Genomic DNA, 15,839 nt, shown 5'->3' on the forward strand with positions numbered 1-15,839 from the left:
AGCCTCAAGAAAGGCCAGGTCGGGATGGGAGGATGACGACACCTATCGTGCTCAATCTCACCCAACCCGATGCCGTAATGGAACGGCCCGGTCGACCGGCTGCCGCGCGGAGAGGCCCACGCAAAGAGGACCGCACGGAGAGGACCGCGCGAAGAGGACCGCGCGGTCGGCCGACCGGGGCGCCGGGCCGAACGCGCGGGCCTCCGCGACCGCGCGCACGGCTCACGTGCCGGCGACTCCGTCGATCCGCTCGCGGATGAGGTCGGCATGACCGTTGTGACGTGCGTACTCCTCGATCATGTGCACCATGATCCAGCGCAGCGAGACTTCCCGGCCGCCGACATGCTCCGCGTCCCGCGCGGACAGTCGACCGGAGTCGTCCAGCGACGCGTCGGCGATGAGCTCGCGGCCCCGGGCCACCTCCGCCCGCCAGGCGGCCCACGCCTCGTCGATCCCCCGGTCGGGGCGGAGGGCGAAGCCGTAGTCGTCGTCCTCCTCGAAGAGCCGGGGTGCGTCCTGGCCCGCGAACACCCGCTGGAACCAGTTGCGTTCCACCTCGGCCAGGTGCTGGACCAGGCCGAGCAGCGTCATCGACGACGGCGGCACCGCCGCGGTCCGTACCTGCTCATCGTTCAGGCCCTCGCACTTGAGGGCGAGGGTCGCACGGTGGAAGTCGAGCCATGCCTCCAGCATGGCGCGTTCGTCGGCGTGCGCGGGCGGGACGGGGCGTCCATCCGGTGTGGTCGTCATGGTCCCACCCTGACAGGAACGACCGCGATCCACGGTCATCTTCGCCGGTACTCCGGGTTGACCTTGTCCCCAGGGGAGGCCTCAGCATCGGTGGTACCGGGCGGAGAGCCCGGTACGGGGAGGACCCGGTACGGGGGACGGGACCCCGCACGAGGAACGGACCCGGTACGGGGAGGAGAGGGGCGGGCCATGGGGTTGCTGACCATCGGGGCGTTCGCGAGGGCGTCCCGGCTGTCGCCGAAGGCGCTGCGCCTCTACGACCGGCTCGGCCTGCTGCCGCCCGCGCGCGTCGACCCGGTGACCGGCTACCGCTTCTACGCGCCGGAGCAGCTGGAGCGGGCCCGGCTGGTCGCCTGGCTGCGGCGTCTGGGGATGCCGCTGGCCCGTATCCGGCACGTCTGCGCGCTGGACGCGGGCGCGGCGGCTCAGGAGGTCCGCGCGTTCCGGGCCCGGTTCGAGGCCGACACCGCCGCACGGCGGGATCTGGCCGCCCTCCTCATCGATCACCTGTCGAGAAAGGACTCCGCCATGTCCCCGACCGCCGCATCCCCGCACATCCGTTACGCCGCGCTGTCCGACACCGGCCGGGTGCGCGCGAGCAACCAGGACACCGCCTACGCCGGAACGCGCCTGTTCGCCGTCGCCGACGGCTTCGGCGACACGGGCGCGTCCGCCGCCGCCGCCGCCGTCGACGCGTTCCGGCGCCTGGAGACCGGCGACATCCCGGCGGACGGTCTCCTCAATGTCCTGGAGGACGCCGTCGAACGGGCCGAACGGGCCGTGCGCGACGTCACCGGGGCCGCCGCCTCCGCACCGGACGAGGCCGGTACGACGCTCACCGCGATGCTCTGGACCGGTTCGCAGCTGGCTCTCGTCCACATCGGCGACTCCCGCGCCCATCTCCTGCGCGACGGCGAGCTGTTCCAGATCACGCACGACCACACCGTGGTGCAGTCGATGGTCGACGAGGGGCGCATCACCCCGGAGGAGGCCGTCTCCCATCCCCAGCGGTTGCTGCTGGTACGGGCGTTGGGCGGAGGGGCCGACGCCACCCCCGACATGCGTCTGCACGAGGTCCGGGCCGGGGACCGCTATCTGCTCTGCTCCGACGGCCTGTCCGCGGTGGTCGACGCCGCGGAGGTGCGCCGGGTCGTCACCACGGTCGACGCCCCGGAGCAGGCCGTACGCGAACTCGTCGCCCTGGCCAACCGGTCCGGCGGACCCGACAACGTCAGCTGCGTGATCGCGGACGTGCTGGCGGCCGCGTAACCGCGAGGGGCGGCGGGACGCGAAAGCCGACAGGGAGGCGCGAACCGTTGCACGCGGGGCGCGAACGGCCGCAGGCGGGCGCGGAACGCCCGCCGAGCGGGCCCGAACGCCCGCAGGCGCGTCCCGCCGCCTCTCCAGCCCCCGAGGCCGCAACGGTCCCCGCCGCCTCTCCGGTCGCCGGGACCGCGCCGGTCCGGCGATCTCGGTTCGGGGAAAGCGCTCACGGGACAGCCCTTAGTATCCCGCCCATGGCTATCGACCCCGGTTACACCTGCTCCTGCTGCGGTGAACACCACGCGGAACTCCCGATGGGGTACTCGACCATGGCGCCCGACGTCTGGGACGCGAGCCTGGAGAGCGATCCCGACAGCATGCTCTCCTCGGAGCAGTGCGTGGTCAGAAACGAGCACTTCTTCATCAAGGGGCTGATCGAGATACCCGTGCTCGGCAGCGAGGAGCCCTTCTCCTGGGGCGTGTGGGTCTCTCTCAGCCGGACGAACTTCGCGCGTGCCCTCGATGTGTGGGAGACCTCCGGACGGGAGTCCGAACAGCCGTACTTCGGTTGGCTGAGCACCGAGTTGGGGTTGTACTCGCCGCGCACGACCAACCTCAGGACGAATGTGCACACCCGGCCCGTCGGCCGCCGCCCCGGCGTCGAGCTGGAACCCACCGACCACCCGCTGGCCGTGGAGCAGCGCACCGGGATCACGCTGGACCGGGTGCGGGCGATCGCCGAGGCGGTACTGCACGGTACGGACGTACGGGCCTGAGCCGTACGGGCCTCAGCGGTACGGGGCCGAGTTGTACGGGCCTGAGCCGTACAGGCCTGAGCCGTACACCCCTCAGCGGTACGGGCCCGAGCGGTCAGCGGCCGATGCCCGACCGCAGTTGTTCGAAGGCGGCCTCGGCGGCCTCGACCGCGTCCGGGTACACCCGGTCGACGCCGACGCCCGCGTCGACCTGCCGCCAGTTCTCCTCGGCCAGGATGCGCAGCACGGCGACGATCTGGCCCGCCGCCAGCCGGTCCCGCATCCGGTCGCCCAGGGCACGGGCGAGCGCCGCCTCCGAACGGCTCTGGTACGCGAACAGCCGGGCCACCAGGGACGGCGTTCCGTACAACAGCCCCATGAACGCCCGCACCTCCGGCGCGTCGCACAGCCCGGTCACCGGGTCGCGCCGCTCCAGGCCGTCGAGGAAGTGGCGGTGCAGGGCGTCCAGGGGGGACTCGTCGTCAGCGCGGGCGGCGACCACGCGGGCCGCCTCGTCCTCGTGGTCGGCGAACCGGTGCAGCGCCAGGTCCTCCTTGGTCGGGAAGTAGCGGAACAGCGTCGGCTTGGAGATGTCCGCCGCCGCCGCGACCTCCGCGACCGAGACCTTGTCGAACCCCCGCTCCAGGAACATCGCGATCGCGGTGTCGGAGACCGCCTGGTACGTCAGCTGCTTCTTCCGCTCACGCAGGCTCATCGGCGCGTGGGGCGCGCGCGGCGCCTGCGCCGGGCGGCCGCCCGGCTGCGCCGAGCGCGGGGGCGTCCGGGGGCCGGGGTTCTCACCGTTCATGACCCTGAAGCGTACGCCCCGGCCACCGACGGGCTCGACGTACGAGCACGCACGAGTAAGCACAAACACGTATGAGCGCGTACGTACCCGCGCAACAGGCAGGAGGGCGCGCGAAAGCGCATGGGGACGTGCGCGGGCGTACACAGGGGCGCACGCCCGCGTGCGAAGGCGGTAGCGGTACGGGACGGATGTCAGAACATGTCCGGGCACCACGCCCGCCGCGCCGCCCGGAACATCGCCTCCGCCGTCGCCACCGCCCCCGGTGTCAACTCCTCGACGCGGCCCAGGGCCGCCAGCCGGGCCGGGGACTCGTCGCCCAGGTAGAGCGTCCCCAACTCCCGTACGTCCAGGGCGAGGTCGGCGCTCCGCGTGGTGGGGGCGCAGGTCGCGCCGGACGGGGAGGCGTCCAGCAGATAGCGTCCGCCCGCCAGGCCCGCGGCGTCGTGGACGTCCAGGATGAGCGTGCCGGGCACGGCGTAGGCGCGGGCCTCCAGGGCACGTACGACGTCGAGGACCCGCACCCACAGCCAGTCCGAGTGGGTCACGACGCGGGCCGCGCGCGGGTCCGGGAGGAGGAGGGGCAGCAGGTCGTCGGGGGCGCGGTAACCGGTGCGGACCGTGGTGATCCAGTCGATCGAGCAGACGAAGTGCCACAGCGCGCGTTCCGCGGCCGGGGTGACGGCGATGTGCTCGACCACCGTGGCCCGGTTCAGCGGCTGCTTGGCGTCGCTCCAGCGCTCGTCGGCGCGGTAGGCGATCAGGCCGTCGGGCTCGCCGTCCGCGTCCCGGTGGATCGCGTAGAAGGGTTCCGTCCAGGGCTCGGGGCGGGGACGGTTCACGCCGGTGGTCATCTCCCACCAGCGGGCGTCGCGGTCGGTGACCCCGTGCTGGCGGGCGCGCAGCCGGTCGTGGATCGCCGGGCCCAGCTTCCGGGCCTCCGCGCCGGTCACCAGGTCGATCCGGCCGCCGTCCGCGGCGGGGGCGGGCCGGTGCGGGTCCAGCCCCGTGCGCGGCACGTCGATCTCCCACTCGGTGGTCCACACCGCCGGGCCGAAGCCGTACCGCCCGTAGATCGGGTACTCGGCGGCGATCAGCGTGGCGACCACGTCGCCGCGTTCCTTCGCCTCGGCCAGGTCCTCGGCCATCATCCGGCTGAGCAGCCCGCGGCGGCGGTGCGTGGGCGAGACCGTGACGTTGGAGATCGCGTCGGCCGGCACCGGGGCGCCGCCGACCGCCGTGATCTCCTGGGCGAAAGAGCGGTACGTGGCCACGCACCGCCCCTCGTCGAACACGCCGCGCGTGCGCGTGAAGTCGACGTGCGGGAGGCGGGAGTCGATCTCCTGTTGTGTCACCGTCGGCGGGCGCAGGAAGCCGGTGTTCACGGCCCGGAGCCAGTCGGGGAAGTCGGATGCGGTGAGCGTGCGGAGATCAGGGGAGGGCATGCGCCTCACGCTAGCCATCCGGCCCGACGCCTGTCGTCCGCTTTTCCTCCCCGGACTTCTCTCCCCTCGGACTTCTCCTCCCCGGATTGCCGCGCGGATCCCGCCGGCCCCATGAGAACGCGGCGCGGACCCCGTCGGCCGCGTCAGAACGCCGCGCGGACCTCGCCGACCTCGTCGCCGCCGCCCAGCAGCGGCGCGCGCCCGATCCGGTCGACCACCGGGGCGTCGACGCCCAGCAGCCGCAGCGACCGGGCCAGCACCGGGCCCAGCGCCCGCCCCGCCCCGTCGTCGATCTTGAAGGCGAGGGCCCGGCCGTCCGCCAGGGCCACCGCCTGCACCGCCTCCGCGCCCATCTTGGAGAGGGCGCCCGGCACCTCCCGCATCAGCCAGGTGTCGGGGCGGCGCGTCCCCGCCACGTACTCGGGGTGGGCGCGCATCGCGTCCCCGACCCGGCGCTCCGCCGTGCCCGGCCCGGCCAGCGCGAAGGAACGGAACGCCCGGGCCAGCCCGGTCAGGCTGATCGCCATCAGCGGTGCGCCGCAGCCGTCGGTGCCGACCGCCGCGACCGGCTCGTCGGCGGCCTCCTCCACCACCTGGTGGACCAGGCGCTGGAGCGGGTGGGACGGGTCGAGGTAGGACGCCCGGTCCCAGCCGTTCAGCGCGCACGCCGCGAGCATCGCCGTGTGCTTGCCCGAGCAGTTCATGGTGATCCGCTCCCGGACGTTCCCGGCGGCCAGGTACGTCTCCGCCTCGGCCGGGTCCAGCGGCAGGTCGGGCGGGGTCCGCAGATCGCCCGGGGTCAGGCCGTGCTCGGCGAGCATGGTGCGGACGAGGTCCAGGTGGAAGCCCTCGCCCGAGTGGCTCGCGGCGGCCAGCGCCAGCCGTTCCCCGGACAGGTCGAGTCCGGCCCGCAGCACGGCGGCCGCCTGCATCGGCTTGTTGGCGGAACGCGGGAAGACCGGCGCCGAGGGATCGCCCAGGGCCAGTTCCACGCCGCCGTCCGCGCCCAGCACGACCAGCGAGCCGCGATGGCCGCCCTCCACGAAGCCGGACCGAACGACCTCGGCCAGAACGGGGTGGACGGGGGCTATGGCGGAGGGGGCGGCGGGCGCGGAGGAGGCGGCGGTGGGGATCATGGTGGCCTTCCGGGGGCGGGGCGGACCCGCCGCCCGGAAGGATCGCTTCAGGCGAGCAGGTCGTCTACTTGTGCTTCCCCGTCACGGTACCTGCGGGCGATCTCCGCACCGCAATCGTCAGCGGTGCGTTGCAGCTGGTGACGGCGGCGGGAGACCTGCTGCTCGTAGCGGATCAGGCGGCCCATCGCCTCGTGCAGCTCCTCGTCGGTGCGGGCGTCGAGGTCGGAGAGCTCGACCTCGGCGAGCGTCTCGGCCGCCAGCTGCCGGTACTCGTCGCTCCGGGGCGTGGTGAGCGTGACGTGCCGGGCGGAGGAACGCTGCTGGGACGGGGTGTCGGCGAGGATCTCCGAGAGCCGGTCGACCACCGGGGTCTCCGGGTCCAGCCGCCGGGCCAGCTCGGCCCGCAGGATGTCGATCCGGCCCTGGACCAGCCGCCGTACGTAACTGAGGTCGGCCTCGTCGCGCTGCGAGTCGCGGCGCAGCGTGCGCAGCTCGGCCAGGCGCAGGCCGGCCAGCTCGGGCCGGGGCCCGCCGGGTGGGGCATCCGCACCGCCGTGAACGGTCCGCTGAACGGGTGGGCGCATGGTGCTGGTGCTGCCTTTGCCGCTGCCGTCGCACGTGACCGGCACGGCGCCGGGGGAACGCCCGGTTCCATAGGTGCTCATGCTTGTGTCCATCCCCTCGACCGGTGCGTCGGCACACCGCCTTCCGAGCATGGTGCCACTCCAGTGGGCCCGTCGGGATGCTCTGTACCCGTTCAGCCCAAGGCGGGTTGGCCAAGTTAGGTTGGTCTGTATGCGTGCAGTGATTCAGCGGGTGGACGGCGCGAGCGTGACGGTGGCCGACGGCACGGGCGCGTCGGGCGGCCCCGAGGTGGTCGGCGAGATCGTCGGCGAGGGGCTGTGTGTGCTGGTCGGAGTGACCCACGACGACACTCCGGAGAAGGCGGCCCAGCTCGCCCGCAAGCTCTGGTCGGTCCGCATTCTAGAGGGCGAGAAGTCCTGCTCCGACGTGAATGCACCGCTTTTGGTGATTTCGCAGTTCACCCTCTACGGGGATGCCAGGAAGGGGCGCAGGCCCACCTGGAACGCCGCCGCGCCGGGCGAGACCGCCGAGCCGCTGGTCGACGAGGTGGTGGCGCAGCTGCGGGCGCTGGGGGCGCGGGTGGAGACCGGCCGGTTCGGGGCCGAGATGCGGGTCTCGCTCACGAATCACGGCCCGTTCACCGTCCTCGTCGAGGTCTGAGCGGTCCCGGCCGGTCCGTGCGGGCACGGTGCGTGGCACACGACCCGGGTCAGGGCTCGGGCCTACGGCTCCACGACGACTTCCTGCGCGGCGGCCGTGTCCCCCGCGAGCAGCTCCGCGTCCACCGCGACGTTCCGCTTGACCAGGGCCAGGGCGATCGGCCCCAGTTCGTGGTGGCGGGCGGAGGTCGTGATGAAGCCCAGCTGCCGCCCCTCGGCGCCGTCGGCAGCGAGCCGTACGGGGGTGCCGTGCCCGGGCAGCACGACCTCGCTGCCGTCGAGGTGCAGGAAGACCAGCCGGCGCGGCGGCCTGCCCAGGTTCTGCACCCGGGCCACGGTCTCCTGCCCCCGGTAGCAGCCCTTCTGGAGATGGACGGCGGTGCCGATCCAGCCGACCTCGTGCGGAATGGTGCGGTGGTCGGTCTCGAAGCCCAGGCGCGGGCGGTGCGCCTCGACGCGCAGCGCCTCGTACGCGAGGATCCCGGCCAGGGGGCCGTGCCCGGCCGCGTACGCCTCCAGCTCCGCGCGGGGCAGGAACAGGTCGCGGCCGTACGCCGTCTCCCGCACCCGTACACCGTCCGGGACCTCCGCGATGGAGCCCGCCGGCAGGTGCACCACGGCGAACTCCGCGGTGCGGTCGGCGACTTCGACCCGGTAGAAGAACTTCATGGACTCCAGGTACGCGACCAGGGCGTCCTGGGTGCCCGGCTCGGCGTGCATCCACACGGTCTCGCCGTCGTCGACGAGGTACAGGGCGTGCTCGACGTGCCCGTGCGCGGTGAGGATCAGAGCGTCGGTGGCCTGGCCCGGGGCGAGTTCGCTGACGTGCTGGGTGAGCAGCAGGTGCAGCCAGGCCAGCCGGTCGCTGCCGGTGACGGTGACGACGGCACGGTGCGAGAGGTCGACGAGACCGGAACCGTCGGCCAGGGCGCGCTGCTCGCGGAACAGGTCGCCGTAGTGCGCGGCGACGCCTTCGTCGCGGCCTTCGGCGGGTACGGCGCCGGGCAGGGACAGCAGGGGGCTCTTCATGCGACCAGCGTACGACGCGGGCTACTTCCCGGAAGCCGCGCCGTCGGCGGCCCCCTCGGACGCCGTGCGCGCACCGTCGTTCCCGGACTTCCCGGACCTCCCGGGCTTCCCGGACGCCGCCTTCGCCGTGCAGTCGGCGCATCGGCCGAAGATCGCGAAGTGCTTCATGTCGGTCTCGAAGCCGAAGTCCCGCTGGAGCTTCGCGGTGAACTCCGTGACGACCTCGACGTCCGCCTCGATGACGTCGGCACAGTCGCGGCAGACCAGGTGGATGTGGTGGTGGCGGTCGGCCAGGTGGTACGTCGGGGCGCCGTGCCCCAGGTGCGCGTGGCTGACCAGCCCCAGCTCCTCCAGAAGTTCGAGCGTCCGGTAGACGGTGGAGATGTTCACTCCGGACGCGGTCCTGCGCACCTCGCAGAGGATGTCGTCGGGCGTCGCGTGTTCGAGGGTGTCGACGGCTTCCAGGACAAGCTGCCGTTGCGGCGTCAGCCGGTAGCCGCGCTTCCGCAGGTCGGTCTTCCAGTCGGTGCTCACCACAGGCTCAGTGTAGGTCCGGGAACACCGCCGCCCGCGGCCGAACGCGAAAGGGCCGGCTGCGGGCGGGCCGCGCGAAGCGCGCGGGCGCGTCGACGCGGAAGCCTCTCGGAGAAGACGCGGGGGCCGGGGAGAAGGCCCGAGCGCTCCGGAGAAGACGCGGGGGCTCTGGGCGGAGGCCCGAGCGCTCCGGGAGAGAGTACGGGGCTACTTGAAGAAGGCGATGCCGTCGTCCGGCAGGTCGCCCAGGCTCTTCGCCATGGCCTCGACCTCTTCCGGGGTGACGACCTTCTTCAGGTGGGCCGACATGTACGGGCGGAGCTCCACCTCGGGAGTGGCCTTCTCGCCGACCCACATCAGGTCGCTCTTCACATAGCCGTAGAGGCGCTTGCCGCCGCTGTACGGCCCGGCGGCCGCGGTCCGCGCCACCGCGTCGGTGACCAGGTCGATCTGCGGCTTCTGGTCGGCCAGCTCGCCGTACCAGACCTCGACCACGCCCTGGTCGCGCACCATGACGACCTCGACCTTGCGATTCTTGTCGATGCGCCAGTAGCCGGACTCGGATTCCAGCGGCCTGACCTTGTTGCCCTCGGAGTCGAGCACCCAGGCGTGCGAGGCGTACTCCAGGAAGTCCCGGCCGTCATGACGGAAGGAGACCTCCTGGCCGAAGTTGCACTTCTCGGCGCCGGGGAAGTCGGAGACGCCCGCGCCCACCCAGTTGCCGAGGAGGAAGGCCAGGGGGACGAGGTCCGGGTGGAGGTCGGACGGGATCTCGATCATGAGTGGCTCAGACGATCTGTGAGGGAGGAGGCGGGGTGGCGGTGGGCCGCGGCGGTCAGCGCTGGCCCTGGTAGAGCTTCTTCACGGTCACGCCGGCGAAGGCGAGGACGCCGACGCAGACCAGGACCAGCAGGGCGGAGAAGAATGCCTCGAGCACGGGAACTCCTTGGTACGAGCGGTAGGGCAGCGGTACGGCGCCGGGCTCCAGCCTAATGGGTTGGGGCCCGGCACGGCGGTTCGGGGTTTGGCGGGAGGGCGGGGGGCACGCGCCGCGCACGCCCCCGGCGACGCGCCCGCGCACCGGGACCGGCCCGCGATTACAGTGCGACCCATGTCGAAGAAGCTCGTGATCAAGGTGACCGCCGGCGCCGACGCTGCCGAGCGCTGCTCACAGGCGTTCACGGTGGCGGCGGTCGCCGTCGCCAGCGGGGTGGAGGTCTCGCTCTGGCTGACCGGGGAGTCCTCGTGGTTCGCGCTGCCGGGGCGCGCCGCCGAGTTCGAACTGCCGCACGCGGCCCCTCTGCCGGACCTGATCGAGTCGATCCAGGCGGGCGGGCGGATCACCCTCTGCACCCAGTGCGCGGCACGCCGCGACATCACCGAGCAGGACGTGCTGGAGGGGGTGCGGATCGCGGGCGCCCAGGTCTTCGTCAGCGAGATCATGGCCGACGACGTGCAGGCGCTCGTCTACTGACGCCGGCCCCGTCGTTCCCGCGAGACGGCAACACGCCGTTCCGACGAGACGCCGGCCCGCCGTTCCCGCGACGGCTCGCGGCGGTCGCCGCCGCGGGTCACGGGAGGTCACCGGCGCTTCTTGCCGTCCAGCTCGTCCCACCACTCGTCGGACTGCGGATCGCCGGACGGGTCGTCCCACCAGCGGTCCTCCGGTCCGCGCCGGTTGGCGATCATGGCCGCGACGGGCGGGATCACCATCGCCACGACGCACATCGCTATCGCCGCGGGCATCGACCACAGCCGCACAAAGGCCCAGGCCGAGACGAAGAGGACGAGGCAGCCGCCCATCATCAGGAAATAGCCGCGACGGCGTCGGGCGTACATGGTTCAAGCGTAGGCCGTTTCCCGCCCGCGCGAACAGCGCGTGGCAGGCGTACGGAACCGCCGCGCAGGCCCCTCCGCGCCCCGGCGCGCGGGCCCAGTACAACGGGTCCCGCACGCCGGTACGCGGGGCTGTAGGCCCGATATGCGCGCGGGTCCCGTAGGCGGGCGCGTGCAGGTCCCGCAGGCGGGTCCCGTACGCACCCCCGTGCACGCCCCCGTACGCACCCCCGTGCACGGCCCGGTGAGCGCCCGGCGCACATCCTCGGCGCACACCCCGCGAACGGCGCGAAGGGCCGTACCCCTTCCAGAAGCGTCCAACCCCTGGGGTACGGCCCTTCGGCCGGTGTCGCGCGGCCCGGGTGGCCGTCTTCGGCGCCGGACAGCGAGCGGACAACGATCAAACGGTGATCGGCCGACGGTCAGACGGCGATCGCGACCTCGGAGAGGCCACCGGTCCGCGCCACGACCGTGCGGTCCGCGCTGCCGCCCGGAACCAGGGCGCGCACCGTCCAGGTGCCCTCCGCCGCGTAGAAGCGGAACTGTCCGGTCGCCGAGGTCGGAACCTCCGCGGTGAACTCGCCGGTCGAGTCCAGCAGGCGGACGTAGCCGGTGACGGGCTCGCCGTCACGGGTCACGCTGCCCTGGATGGTCGTCTCACCGGGCTTGATGGTCGAGGCGTCGGGGCCGCCGGCCTGTGCTCCACACATGTTCTGTCCTTCTGGGTCGGGGTCGTGCTGGTCCGGATCGCGCGGAGTTACTTGTTGGCGCCGAGCTCGATCGGCACGCCCACCAGGGAGCCGTACTCGGTCCACGAACCGTCGTAGTTCTTGACGTTCTCCTGGCCGAGGAGCTCGTGCAGCACGAACCAGGTCAGCGCGGAACGCTCACCGATGCGGCAGTACGCGATGGTGTCCTTCGACAGGTCGACCCGCTCGGCCTCGTAGAGGGCCTTGAGCTCCTCGTCCGACTTGAAGGTGCCATCGTCGTTGGCGTTCTTCGACCACGGGATGTTGCGGGCGGTCGGCACGTGGCCGGGACGCTGCGACTGCTCCTGCGGCAGGTGCGCCGGGGCGAGCAGCTTGCCGCTGAACTCGTCGGGCGAACGCACGTCGACCAGGTTCAGGCTGCCGATGGCGTCCACGACGTCGTCGCGGTAGGCGCGGATCGACTGGTCCTGCGGCTTGGCCTTGTACTCGGTGGCCGGGCGGGACGGGACCTGGTCGCCGTCCACCAGGTCGCGGGAGTCCAGCTCCCACTTCTTGCGGCCGCCGTCGAGCAGGCGGACGTCCTGGTGGCCGTAGAGCTTGAAGTACCAGAACGCGTAGGACGCGAACCAGTTGTTGTTGCCGCCGTACAGGACGACGGTGGTGTCGTTGCCGATGCCCTTCTCGGACAGCAGCTTCTCGAAACCGGCCTGGTCGATGAAGTCACGGCGGACCGGGTCCTGGAGGTCCTTCGTCCAGTCGATCCGGATCGCGTTCCTGATGTGGTTCTTCTCGTACGCCGAGGTGTCCTCGTCGACCTCGACGAGAGCGACCTGCGGGTCGTCGAGGTGGGCCTCGACCCAGTCGGCGTCAACCAGGACGTCGCTGCGGCTCATTCTGTTCTCCTCCGGGGCAGTCTGCGGCGAGATGATGCGAGACGGTGCGTGATGCGGATGTACGGCTGCGCGGAGTGCGGCGCACGTACACGAGGCATCGGGATAGGGGGCTGGGCCCTGAGAATCCGGTCGAAGGGCCGGGAAAGACGCGGGGTGCCGAGGGCTCCCGCTCAGGCAGCGCGACAGAGCATGGCGGCGACGCGGCACAGGTCAACTGCCCGCCGCTTCGTGAGGTTCGCCCGTCCCCCGTGAGGGAGACCGCCAAGAGAGCGCTGCATGGGACCGATCGTAGGGACGTTCCGACGGCCGTGTCACCGTAGTGTCGCATCTTGAGACGCGATCGTCCGCGATATGGAACGACCAGCGAGTCCGGGCGCCCTTCGGGCCTCTCCGTCAGGCCCGGTTCGCCCCGCCCATCTGCGGTTCGGACAGGACCGTCTCACCATATGACCAACGGCACGAGGGAACGGCGATGCGCGGGATCGGCCGGCGGGCTCGGTGCGCCGGGATCAGCCGGCGAGCTTCACGTTCGTCCCCGCGACCGTGACCTCGATGCCCTCGGCGGTCGGCTGGATCTTCCGGAACTCCAGGCCGCTGGGCAGCCCCCCGACCTGCCGCTCGAAGTCCGTCTTCTTGCGGACCAGGTCCTCCACCACGGGTATGCCCTCGCCCGGCACCTTGTCCGCGCGCACCCGGAGGGTGCTGCCGTTGACCAGGGTCACCGAGGACAGCACGCTGCGGGAGAGCGGCTGGCCTCCGGGAAGGGCGACCGAGGCGGTCACCTTCACCTTGCCGTCGCCGCCGTACCCGATGGCGATCCCGTCCCCGGCGGTGCTGCTCAGATCGCCGTAGGTGAGCAGGACCTTGCCGTCGGCAGCGGCGGCGGTGACGCCGGAGAAGCCGTCGGTCAGACGCACGTCGCGCAAAGTGGCGTCCATCCTGCTGATCCGTATGCGGCGGCCCTCGGTGTCGGTCTGGATGCCGGATATCGAGACGTCGACCTCGTCGAGCTCGGCGGCGACCGCCTGGGTGAGGAACGGGAATCCCTTGATCGAGACGTCCGTGTCGCCGATCGTGGCACCGGGGATGCTCACCCGCTTCTCGGCCTCCGACTCGGCGAAATACACCACCGCCCGGTCGACGGCGACGAAGATCCCGCCCAGAACCACCAACGTGATCAGCAGTGCTCGCAATGCTCGCATGACCGCTTCTTCCCCCCTGCCTCCGGATCGACGGCGCCCGTGCTCCCCCAAGCACGCCGACCGTCCTGAATGATCGACGAGCGGACGCCCCCTTCGGTTCCCGAGGGGGCGTCCGCTCGTCGGCGGCGCACGCCGGTCCACGCCCGGCGGCCGATGCCATGGGACGTGGTCACCGGACGCGCCTCAGATCAGCACGCGGCCGACCAGCCAGACCGCCGGGGCCGCGGCGGCCAGCGGCAGCGCCACGCCGGCCGTCATGTGGACGAAGCGCGACGGGTAGTCGTAGCTCGCCGCCCGCAGCCCGATCAGCGCGCAGCCGCCCGCTGCCAGCCCCAGCAGCGCGGCGTGCGTGCCGCCGACACCGGTGAGCGCCCCGGCCGCCGCCCCGGCCCCGGCGCCCGCGAGCAGCGCCGCCACGACCGAGGCCGGTCCGGGCAGCGGGAGCGCGCGGACGACCACGGCGGCCGCGACGGCCACCGCCCCGGCCGTCACCGCGTCCGGGACCGCCGCGAGGTGCCCGGCCGCCAGGACCGAGAGGGCGGCCGAGGCGACGGTCGCCATCAGCCCGTACATCCGCTCGTCGGGATCGGCCTGACTGCGCAGCTGGAGGACCAGGGTGAGCAGCACCCAGACGCCGAGGGTGCCGAGGATGGCGGCCGGGCCGTTCTGCCGGCCCGCGGCGAGCAGCGCGACGTCCGCGACGACCCCGCCCGCGAACGCGAGCGCGATGCCCTGCCGCGCGGGCCACATCCCGTTCAGCCGGAACCACCCGGCCGCGGTCACGGCCTGGAGCAGCACCAGCGGCACGAGCAGGGCGTACGAGCCGATCGCTGCGCCGAGGGCGAGCAGCAGCCCGAGCGCCGCGGTGAGGCCCGCGGGCTGGATGCCCGGCGGGATGATCGGCGAACGGCCCTCGGCGCGGGCCCGCTGGGCGTCGGTGACCCGGCTGTTGCCCAGGGTGGTGGGCGTGCCGTACCCGCTGGTGTCCAGCCCGGACGCGGGAGCGGCGGCGGCCGGGGCGCCGTCGGCGGGCCCGGCCGTCGGCACCGGCCCGGCGCCGACGGGGGCGGAGGCGGGGGCGGTGGGCGCCTCGGGGGGCAACGGCCGGGATCCGGTGGCGCCCGGCGCGTGCGGCTGGGGGTGCCGGGGAAGGTACGCGGTCTCGGCGGCGGCCGGAACGGGTTCCTCCGCCGGGGTCCCCGGCCCGGTGGGCTCGGCGCGGCGGATGGTCGGCTGGTACTGGGTGTCCCAGGTCTGGCCCTCCCAGGTCTGGGCGACCCCGAGGTCCTGCGCGTCGTGCGCGGCGGCCGCGGCGGCGGACTCCTGCCCGGCCCCGGTCGGCCACACGGCCCCGGCTTCGGCCCCGGCCCCGGGCGTTCCGCCGGGCCGGGCATGGGTCGCGTGCGGATCGCTCCCGTAGCGCTGATCGCCATAGGCCTGGGACGCGTGGGGCTGAGGCGCGTGGGCGTGGGGCTGAGGCGCGTGGGGCCGGTGCGCCTCGGGCTGAGGCGCGTGGGCCTGGGGCGCGTGGCCCTGGGGCGCGTGGCCCTGGGGCGCGTATGCCCCGGCGCCATGGGGCCCGCCGTACGGCTGGGGCGCGTACGGCTCGCCCGCGTAGGACTCGTTCCCGTACGACTGATTCCCATAGGACTGGTTCCCGTACGGGTGGCTCCCATAGGGCTGATTCCCGGTCCCGTACCGCTGGTCGCCGCGCTGCTGGTCGCCGTGCGTCTCGTGCCCGTGCTGCTGCTGGTTCCCGTACGACGGCCCGCCGCCGTACGGCTGGGGCGCCGGGGGCTGGGGGGCGGGGGCGTGCGGCTGCGCGCCGGGGGCCCCGGTCCCGTCGCCGTACGCGTAGGGCTGCTCGGGCCGCGGCCCGGGGCCGCTGGGCGGCTCCTCGTACCCGGGCCCGTACCCGTGGCTCTGACCCGGTGTCAGGCCGTGCGGGTACTGCTGATCGTTACTGCTCATGTTCTGGGGTTCACCCTCCTGCGAACGGCGGGAGCACCTCGACCGTGCCGCCCTCGGCAAGGCGTACGGTCTCATGACCGCGGCCCCCCACGGGGTCGCCGTCGATGAGGAACGAGCACCGTTGCAGCACTCGGGTGAGCTCGCCGGGGTGCCGCTCGCGCACCGCGTCCAGGGCCTCTGCCAGGGTCGCGGCCGTGTACGGCTCCTCCGCGGTCCCGGCGGCGGCCTTGGCGGCGGCCCAGTAGCGGATCGTTCCCGCAGGCATG

The 15,839-nt window shown here is 72.9% G+C and carries 19 protein-coding genes; 4 read left to right on the forward strand and 15 right to left on the reverse strand.

Features of this window, described 5'->3' with window-relative positions:
- Positions 1-222: 222 nt before the first annotated feature.
- Complete coding sequence (locus WA762_RS11255; protein WP_335935316.1) at positions 223-750, reverse strand: DinB family protein; 528 nt, start codon at positions 748-750, stop codon at positions 223-225.
- Between the two features lie 189 nt (positions 751-939).
- On the opposite strand from WA762_RS11255, the gene WA762_RS11260 reads away from it, so the two are divergent.
- Together WA762_RS11260 and WA762_RS11265 are read left to right on the forward strand one after the other, a co-directional pair.
- Positions 940-2,019, forward strand: coding sequence for a MerR family transcriptional regulator (locus WA762_RS11260; protein WP_335935317.1), 1,080 nt, complete (start codon positions 940-942; stop codon positions 2,017-2,019).
- A gap of 308 nt (positions 2,020-2,327) precedes the next feature.
- Entirely contained in the window at positions 2,328-2,789 is a 462-nt protein-coding gene (locus WA762_RS11265; protein ID WP_443080567.1) for a DUF2199 domain-containing protein, read from the forward strand.
- Between the two features lie 94 nt (positions 2,790-2,883).
- On the opposite strand, the gene WA762_RS11270 is transcribed toward WA762_RS11265, so the two are convergent.
- The 4 genes from WA762_RS11270 to WA762_RS11285 all read right to left on the reverse strand — a co-directional run bounded on the left by WA762_RS11270 (position 2,884) and on the right by WA762_RS11285 (position 6,819).
- On the reverse strand, positions 2,884-3,483 hold the full coding sequence (locus tag WA762_RS11270; protein ID WP_335935421.1) for a TetR/AcrR family transcriptional regulator: 600 nt from the start codon (positions 3,481-3,483) through the stop codon (positions 2,884-2,886).
- A 284-nt stretch (positions 3,484-3,767) separates the two neighbouring features.
- Positions 3,768-5,018, reverse strand: a complete 1,251-nt coding sequence (locus WA762_RS11275; RefSeq protein WP_335935320.1) for a GNAT family N-acetyltransferase — start codon at positions 5,016-5,018, stop codon at positions 3,768-3,770.
- A 143-nt stretch (positions 5,019-5,161) separates the two neighbouring features.
- On the reverse strand, positions 5,162-6,154 hold the full coding sequence (locus tag WA762_RS11280) for an asparaginase (RefSeq protein WP_335935321.1): 993 nt from the start codon (positions 6,152-6,154) through the stop codon (positions 5,162-5,164).
- Positions 6,155-6,201: 47 nt separating this feature from the next.
- Positions 6,202-6,819 carry an RsiG family protein gene (locus tag WA762_RS11285; protein ID WP_335935322.1) on the reverse strand — a complete coding sequence of 206 codons (618 nt, stop codon included), beginning with the start codon at positions 6,817-6,819 and terminating at the stop codon, positions 6,202-6,204.
- A gap of 130 nt (positions 6,820-6,949) precedes the next feature.
- Here WA762_RS11285 and dtd point away from each other — a divergent pair, with 130 nt between their 5' ends.
- Positions 6,950-7,399, forward strand: coding sequence for a D-aminoacyl-tRNA deacylase (gene dtd, locus WA762_RS11290; RefSeq protein WP_335935323.1), 450 nt, complete (start codon positions 6,950-6,952; stop codon positions 7,397-7,399).
- A gap of 62 nt (positions 7,400-7,461) precedes the next feature.
- Here the strand turns inward: dtd and ygfZ are convergent, their stop codons facing one another.
- From ygfZ to WA762_RS11305, 3 genes are all read right to left on the reverse strand, one after another.
- Complete coding sequence (gene ygfZ, locus WA762_RS11295) at positions 7,462-8,427, reverse strand: CAF17-like 4Fe-4S cluster assembly/insertion protein YgfZ (protein ID WP_335935325.1); 966 nt, start codon at positions 8,425-8,427, stop codon at positions 7,462-7,464.
- A gap of 21 nt (positions 8,428-8,448) precedes the next feature.
- Positions 8,449-8,964 carry a Fur family transcriptional regulator gene (locus WA762_RS11300; protein WP_335935326.1) on the reverse strand — a complete coding sequence of 172 codons (516 nt, stop codon included), beginning with the start codon at positions 8,962-8,964 and terminating at the stop codon, positions 8,449-8,451.
- Positions 8,965-9,168: 204 nt separating this feature from the next.
- Positions 9,169-9,741, reverse strand: a complete 573-nt coding sequence (locus tag WA762_RS11305) for a heme-binding beta-barrel domain-containing protein (RefSeq protein WP_335935327.1) — start codon at positions 9,739-9,741, stop codon at positions 9,169-9,171.
- Between the two features lie 331 nt (positions 9,742-10,072).
- Between WA762_RS11305 and WA762_RS11310 the strand changes: the two genes are divergently transcribed.
- Entirely contained in the window at positions 10,073-10,435 is a 363-nt protein-coding gene (locus tag WA762_RS11310; protein WP_335935329.1) for a DsrE family protein, read from the forward strand.
- A 107-nt stretch (positions 10,436-10,542) separates the two neighbouring features.
- Here the strand turns inward: WA762_RS11310 and WA762_RS11315 are convergent, their stop codons facing one another.
- From WA762_RS11315 to WA762_RS11340, 7 genes are all read right to left on the reverse strand, one after another.
- A complete protein-coding gene (locus WA762_RS11315; RefSeq protein ID WP_335935331.1) occupies positions 10,543-10,800 on the reverse strand; it encodes a DUF3099 domain-containing protein in 258 nt (85 codons plus the stop codon).
- Between the two features lie 419 nt (positions 10,801-11,219).
- Positions 11,220-11,507: a DUF1416 domain-containing protein gene (locus WA762_RS11320; RefSeq protein ID WP_335935333.1), complete on the reverse strand. Its 288-nt coding sequence runs from the start codon at positions 11,505-11,507 to the stop codon at positions 11,220-11,222.
- A 47-nt stretch (positions 11,508-11,554) separates the two neighbouring features.
- A complete protein-coding gene (locus WA762_RS11325; protein WP_335935334.1) occupies positions 11,555-12,400 on the reverse strand; it encodes a sulfurtransferase in 846 nt (281 codons plus the stop codon).
- Positions 12,401-12,570: 170 nt separating this feature from the next.
- The gene (locus tag WA762_RS35680; protein WP_443080565.1) at positions 12,571-12,678 is read right to left on the reverse strand and encodes a putative leader peptide; all 108 of its coding nucleotides are present in this window, start codon (positions 12,676-12,678) and stop codon (positions 12,571-12,573) included.
- Between the two features lie 231 nt (positions 12,679-12,909).
- Positions 12,910-13,602: an LmeA family phospholipid-binding protein gene (locus WA762_RS11330; protein ID WP_335935336.1), complete on the reverse strand. Its 693-nt coding sequence runs from the start codon at positions 13,600-13,602 to the stop codon at positions 12,910-12,912.
- A 183-nt stretch (positions 13,603-13,785) separates the two neighbouring features.
- Positions 13,786-15,573, reverse strand: coding sequence for a hypothetical protein (locus tag WA762_RS11335; RefSeq protein WP_335935339.1), 1,788 nt, complete (start codon positions 15,571-15,573; stop codon positions 13,786-13,788).
- Positions 15,574-15,583: 10 nt separating this feature from the next.
- On the reverse strand, positions 15,584-15,838 hold the full coding sequence (locus tag WA762_RS11340; RefSeq protein ID WP_335935341.1) for a MoaD/ThiS family protein: 255 nt from the start codon (positions 15,836-15,838) through the stop codon (positions 15,584-15,586).
- Position 15,839: the final 1 nt, after the last annotated feature.

The organism is Streptomyces tyrfis, from assembly GCF_037034285.1.
GTDB lineage: Bacteria > Actinomycetota > Actinomycetes > Streptomycetales > Streptomycetaceae > Streptomyces.

Bases quoted from the DNA above. Each gene is read 5' to 3' on its own strand.
- WA762_RS11255 (WP_335935316.1), bottom strand. From the start codon at position 750: ATGACGACCACACCGGATGGACGCCCCGTCCCGCCCGCGCACGCCGAC.
- WA762_RS11315 (WP_335935331.1), bottom strand. From the start codon at position 10,800: ATGTACGCCCGACGCCGTCGCGGCTATTTCCTGATGATGGGCGGCTGC.
- WA762_RS11285 (WP_335935322.1), bottom strand. From the start codon at position 6,819: ATGAGCACCTATGGAACCGGGCGTTCCCCCGGCGCCGTGCCGGTCACG.
- dtd (WP_335935323.1), top strand. From the start codon at position 6,950: ATGCGTGCAGTGATTCAGCGGGTGGACGGCGCGAGCGTGACGGTGGCC.
- WA762_RS11320 (WP_335935333.1), bottom strand. From the start codon at position 11,507: ATGTGTGGAGCACAGGCCGGCGGCCCCGACGCCTCGACCATCAAGCCC.
- WA762_RS35680 (WP_443080565.1), bottom strand. From the start codon at position 12,678: ATGCAGCGCTCTCTTGGCGGTCTCCCTCACGGGGGACGGGCGAACCTC.
- WA762_RS11310 (WP_335935329.1), top strand. From the start codon at position 10,073: ATGTCGAAGAAGCTCGTGATCAAGGTGACCGCCGGCGCCGACGCTGCC.
- WA762_RS11325 (WP_335935334.1), bottom strand. From the start codon at position 12,400: ATGAGCCGCAGCGACGTCCTGGTTGACGCCGACTGGGTCGAGGCCCAC.
- WA762_RS11275 (WP_335935320.1), bottom strand. From the start codon at position 5,018: ATGCCCTCCCCTGATCTCCGCACGCTCACCGCATCCGACTTCCCCGAC.
- WA762_RS11280 (WP_335935321.1), bottom strand. From the start codon at position 6,154: ATGATCCCCACCGCCGCCTCCTCCGCGCCCGCCGCCCCCTCCGCCATA.
- WA762_RS11305 (WP_335935327.1), bottom strand. From the start codon at position 9,741: ATGATCGAGATCCCGTCCGACCTCCACCCGGACCTCGTCCCCCTGGCC.
- WA762_RS11270 (WP_335935421.1), bottom strand. From the start codon at position 3,483: ATGAGCCTGCGTGAGCGGAAGAAGCAGCTGACGTACCAGGCGGTCTCC.
- WA762_RS11340 (WP_335935341.1), bottom strand. From the start codon at position 15,838: ATGCCTGCGGGAACGATCCGCTACTGGGCCGCCGCCAAGGCCGCCGCC.
- WA762_RS11335 (WP_335935339.1), bottom strand. From the start codon at position 15,573: ATGAGCAGTAACGATCAGCAGTACCCGCACGGCCTGACACCGGGTCAG.
- WA762_RS11265 (WP_443080567.1), top strand. From the start codon at position 2,328: ATGGGGTACTCGACCATGGCGCCCGACGTCTGGGACGCGAGCCTGGAG.
- WA762_RS11330 (WP_335935336.1), bottom strand. From the start codon at position 13,602: ATGCGAGCATTGCGAGCACTGCTGATCACGTTGGTGGTTCTGGGCGGG.
- ygfZ (WP_335935325.1), bottom strand. From the start codon at position 8,427: ATGAAGAGCCCCCTGCTGTCCCTGCCCGGCGCCGTACCCGCCGAAGGC.
- WA762_RS11260 (WP_335935317.1), top strand. From the start codon at position 940: ATGGGGTTGCTGACCATCGGGGCGTTCGCGAGGGCGTCCCGGCTGTCG.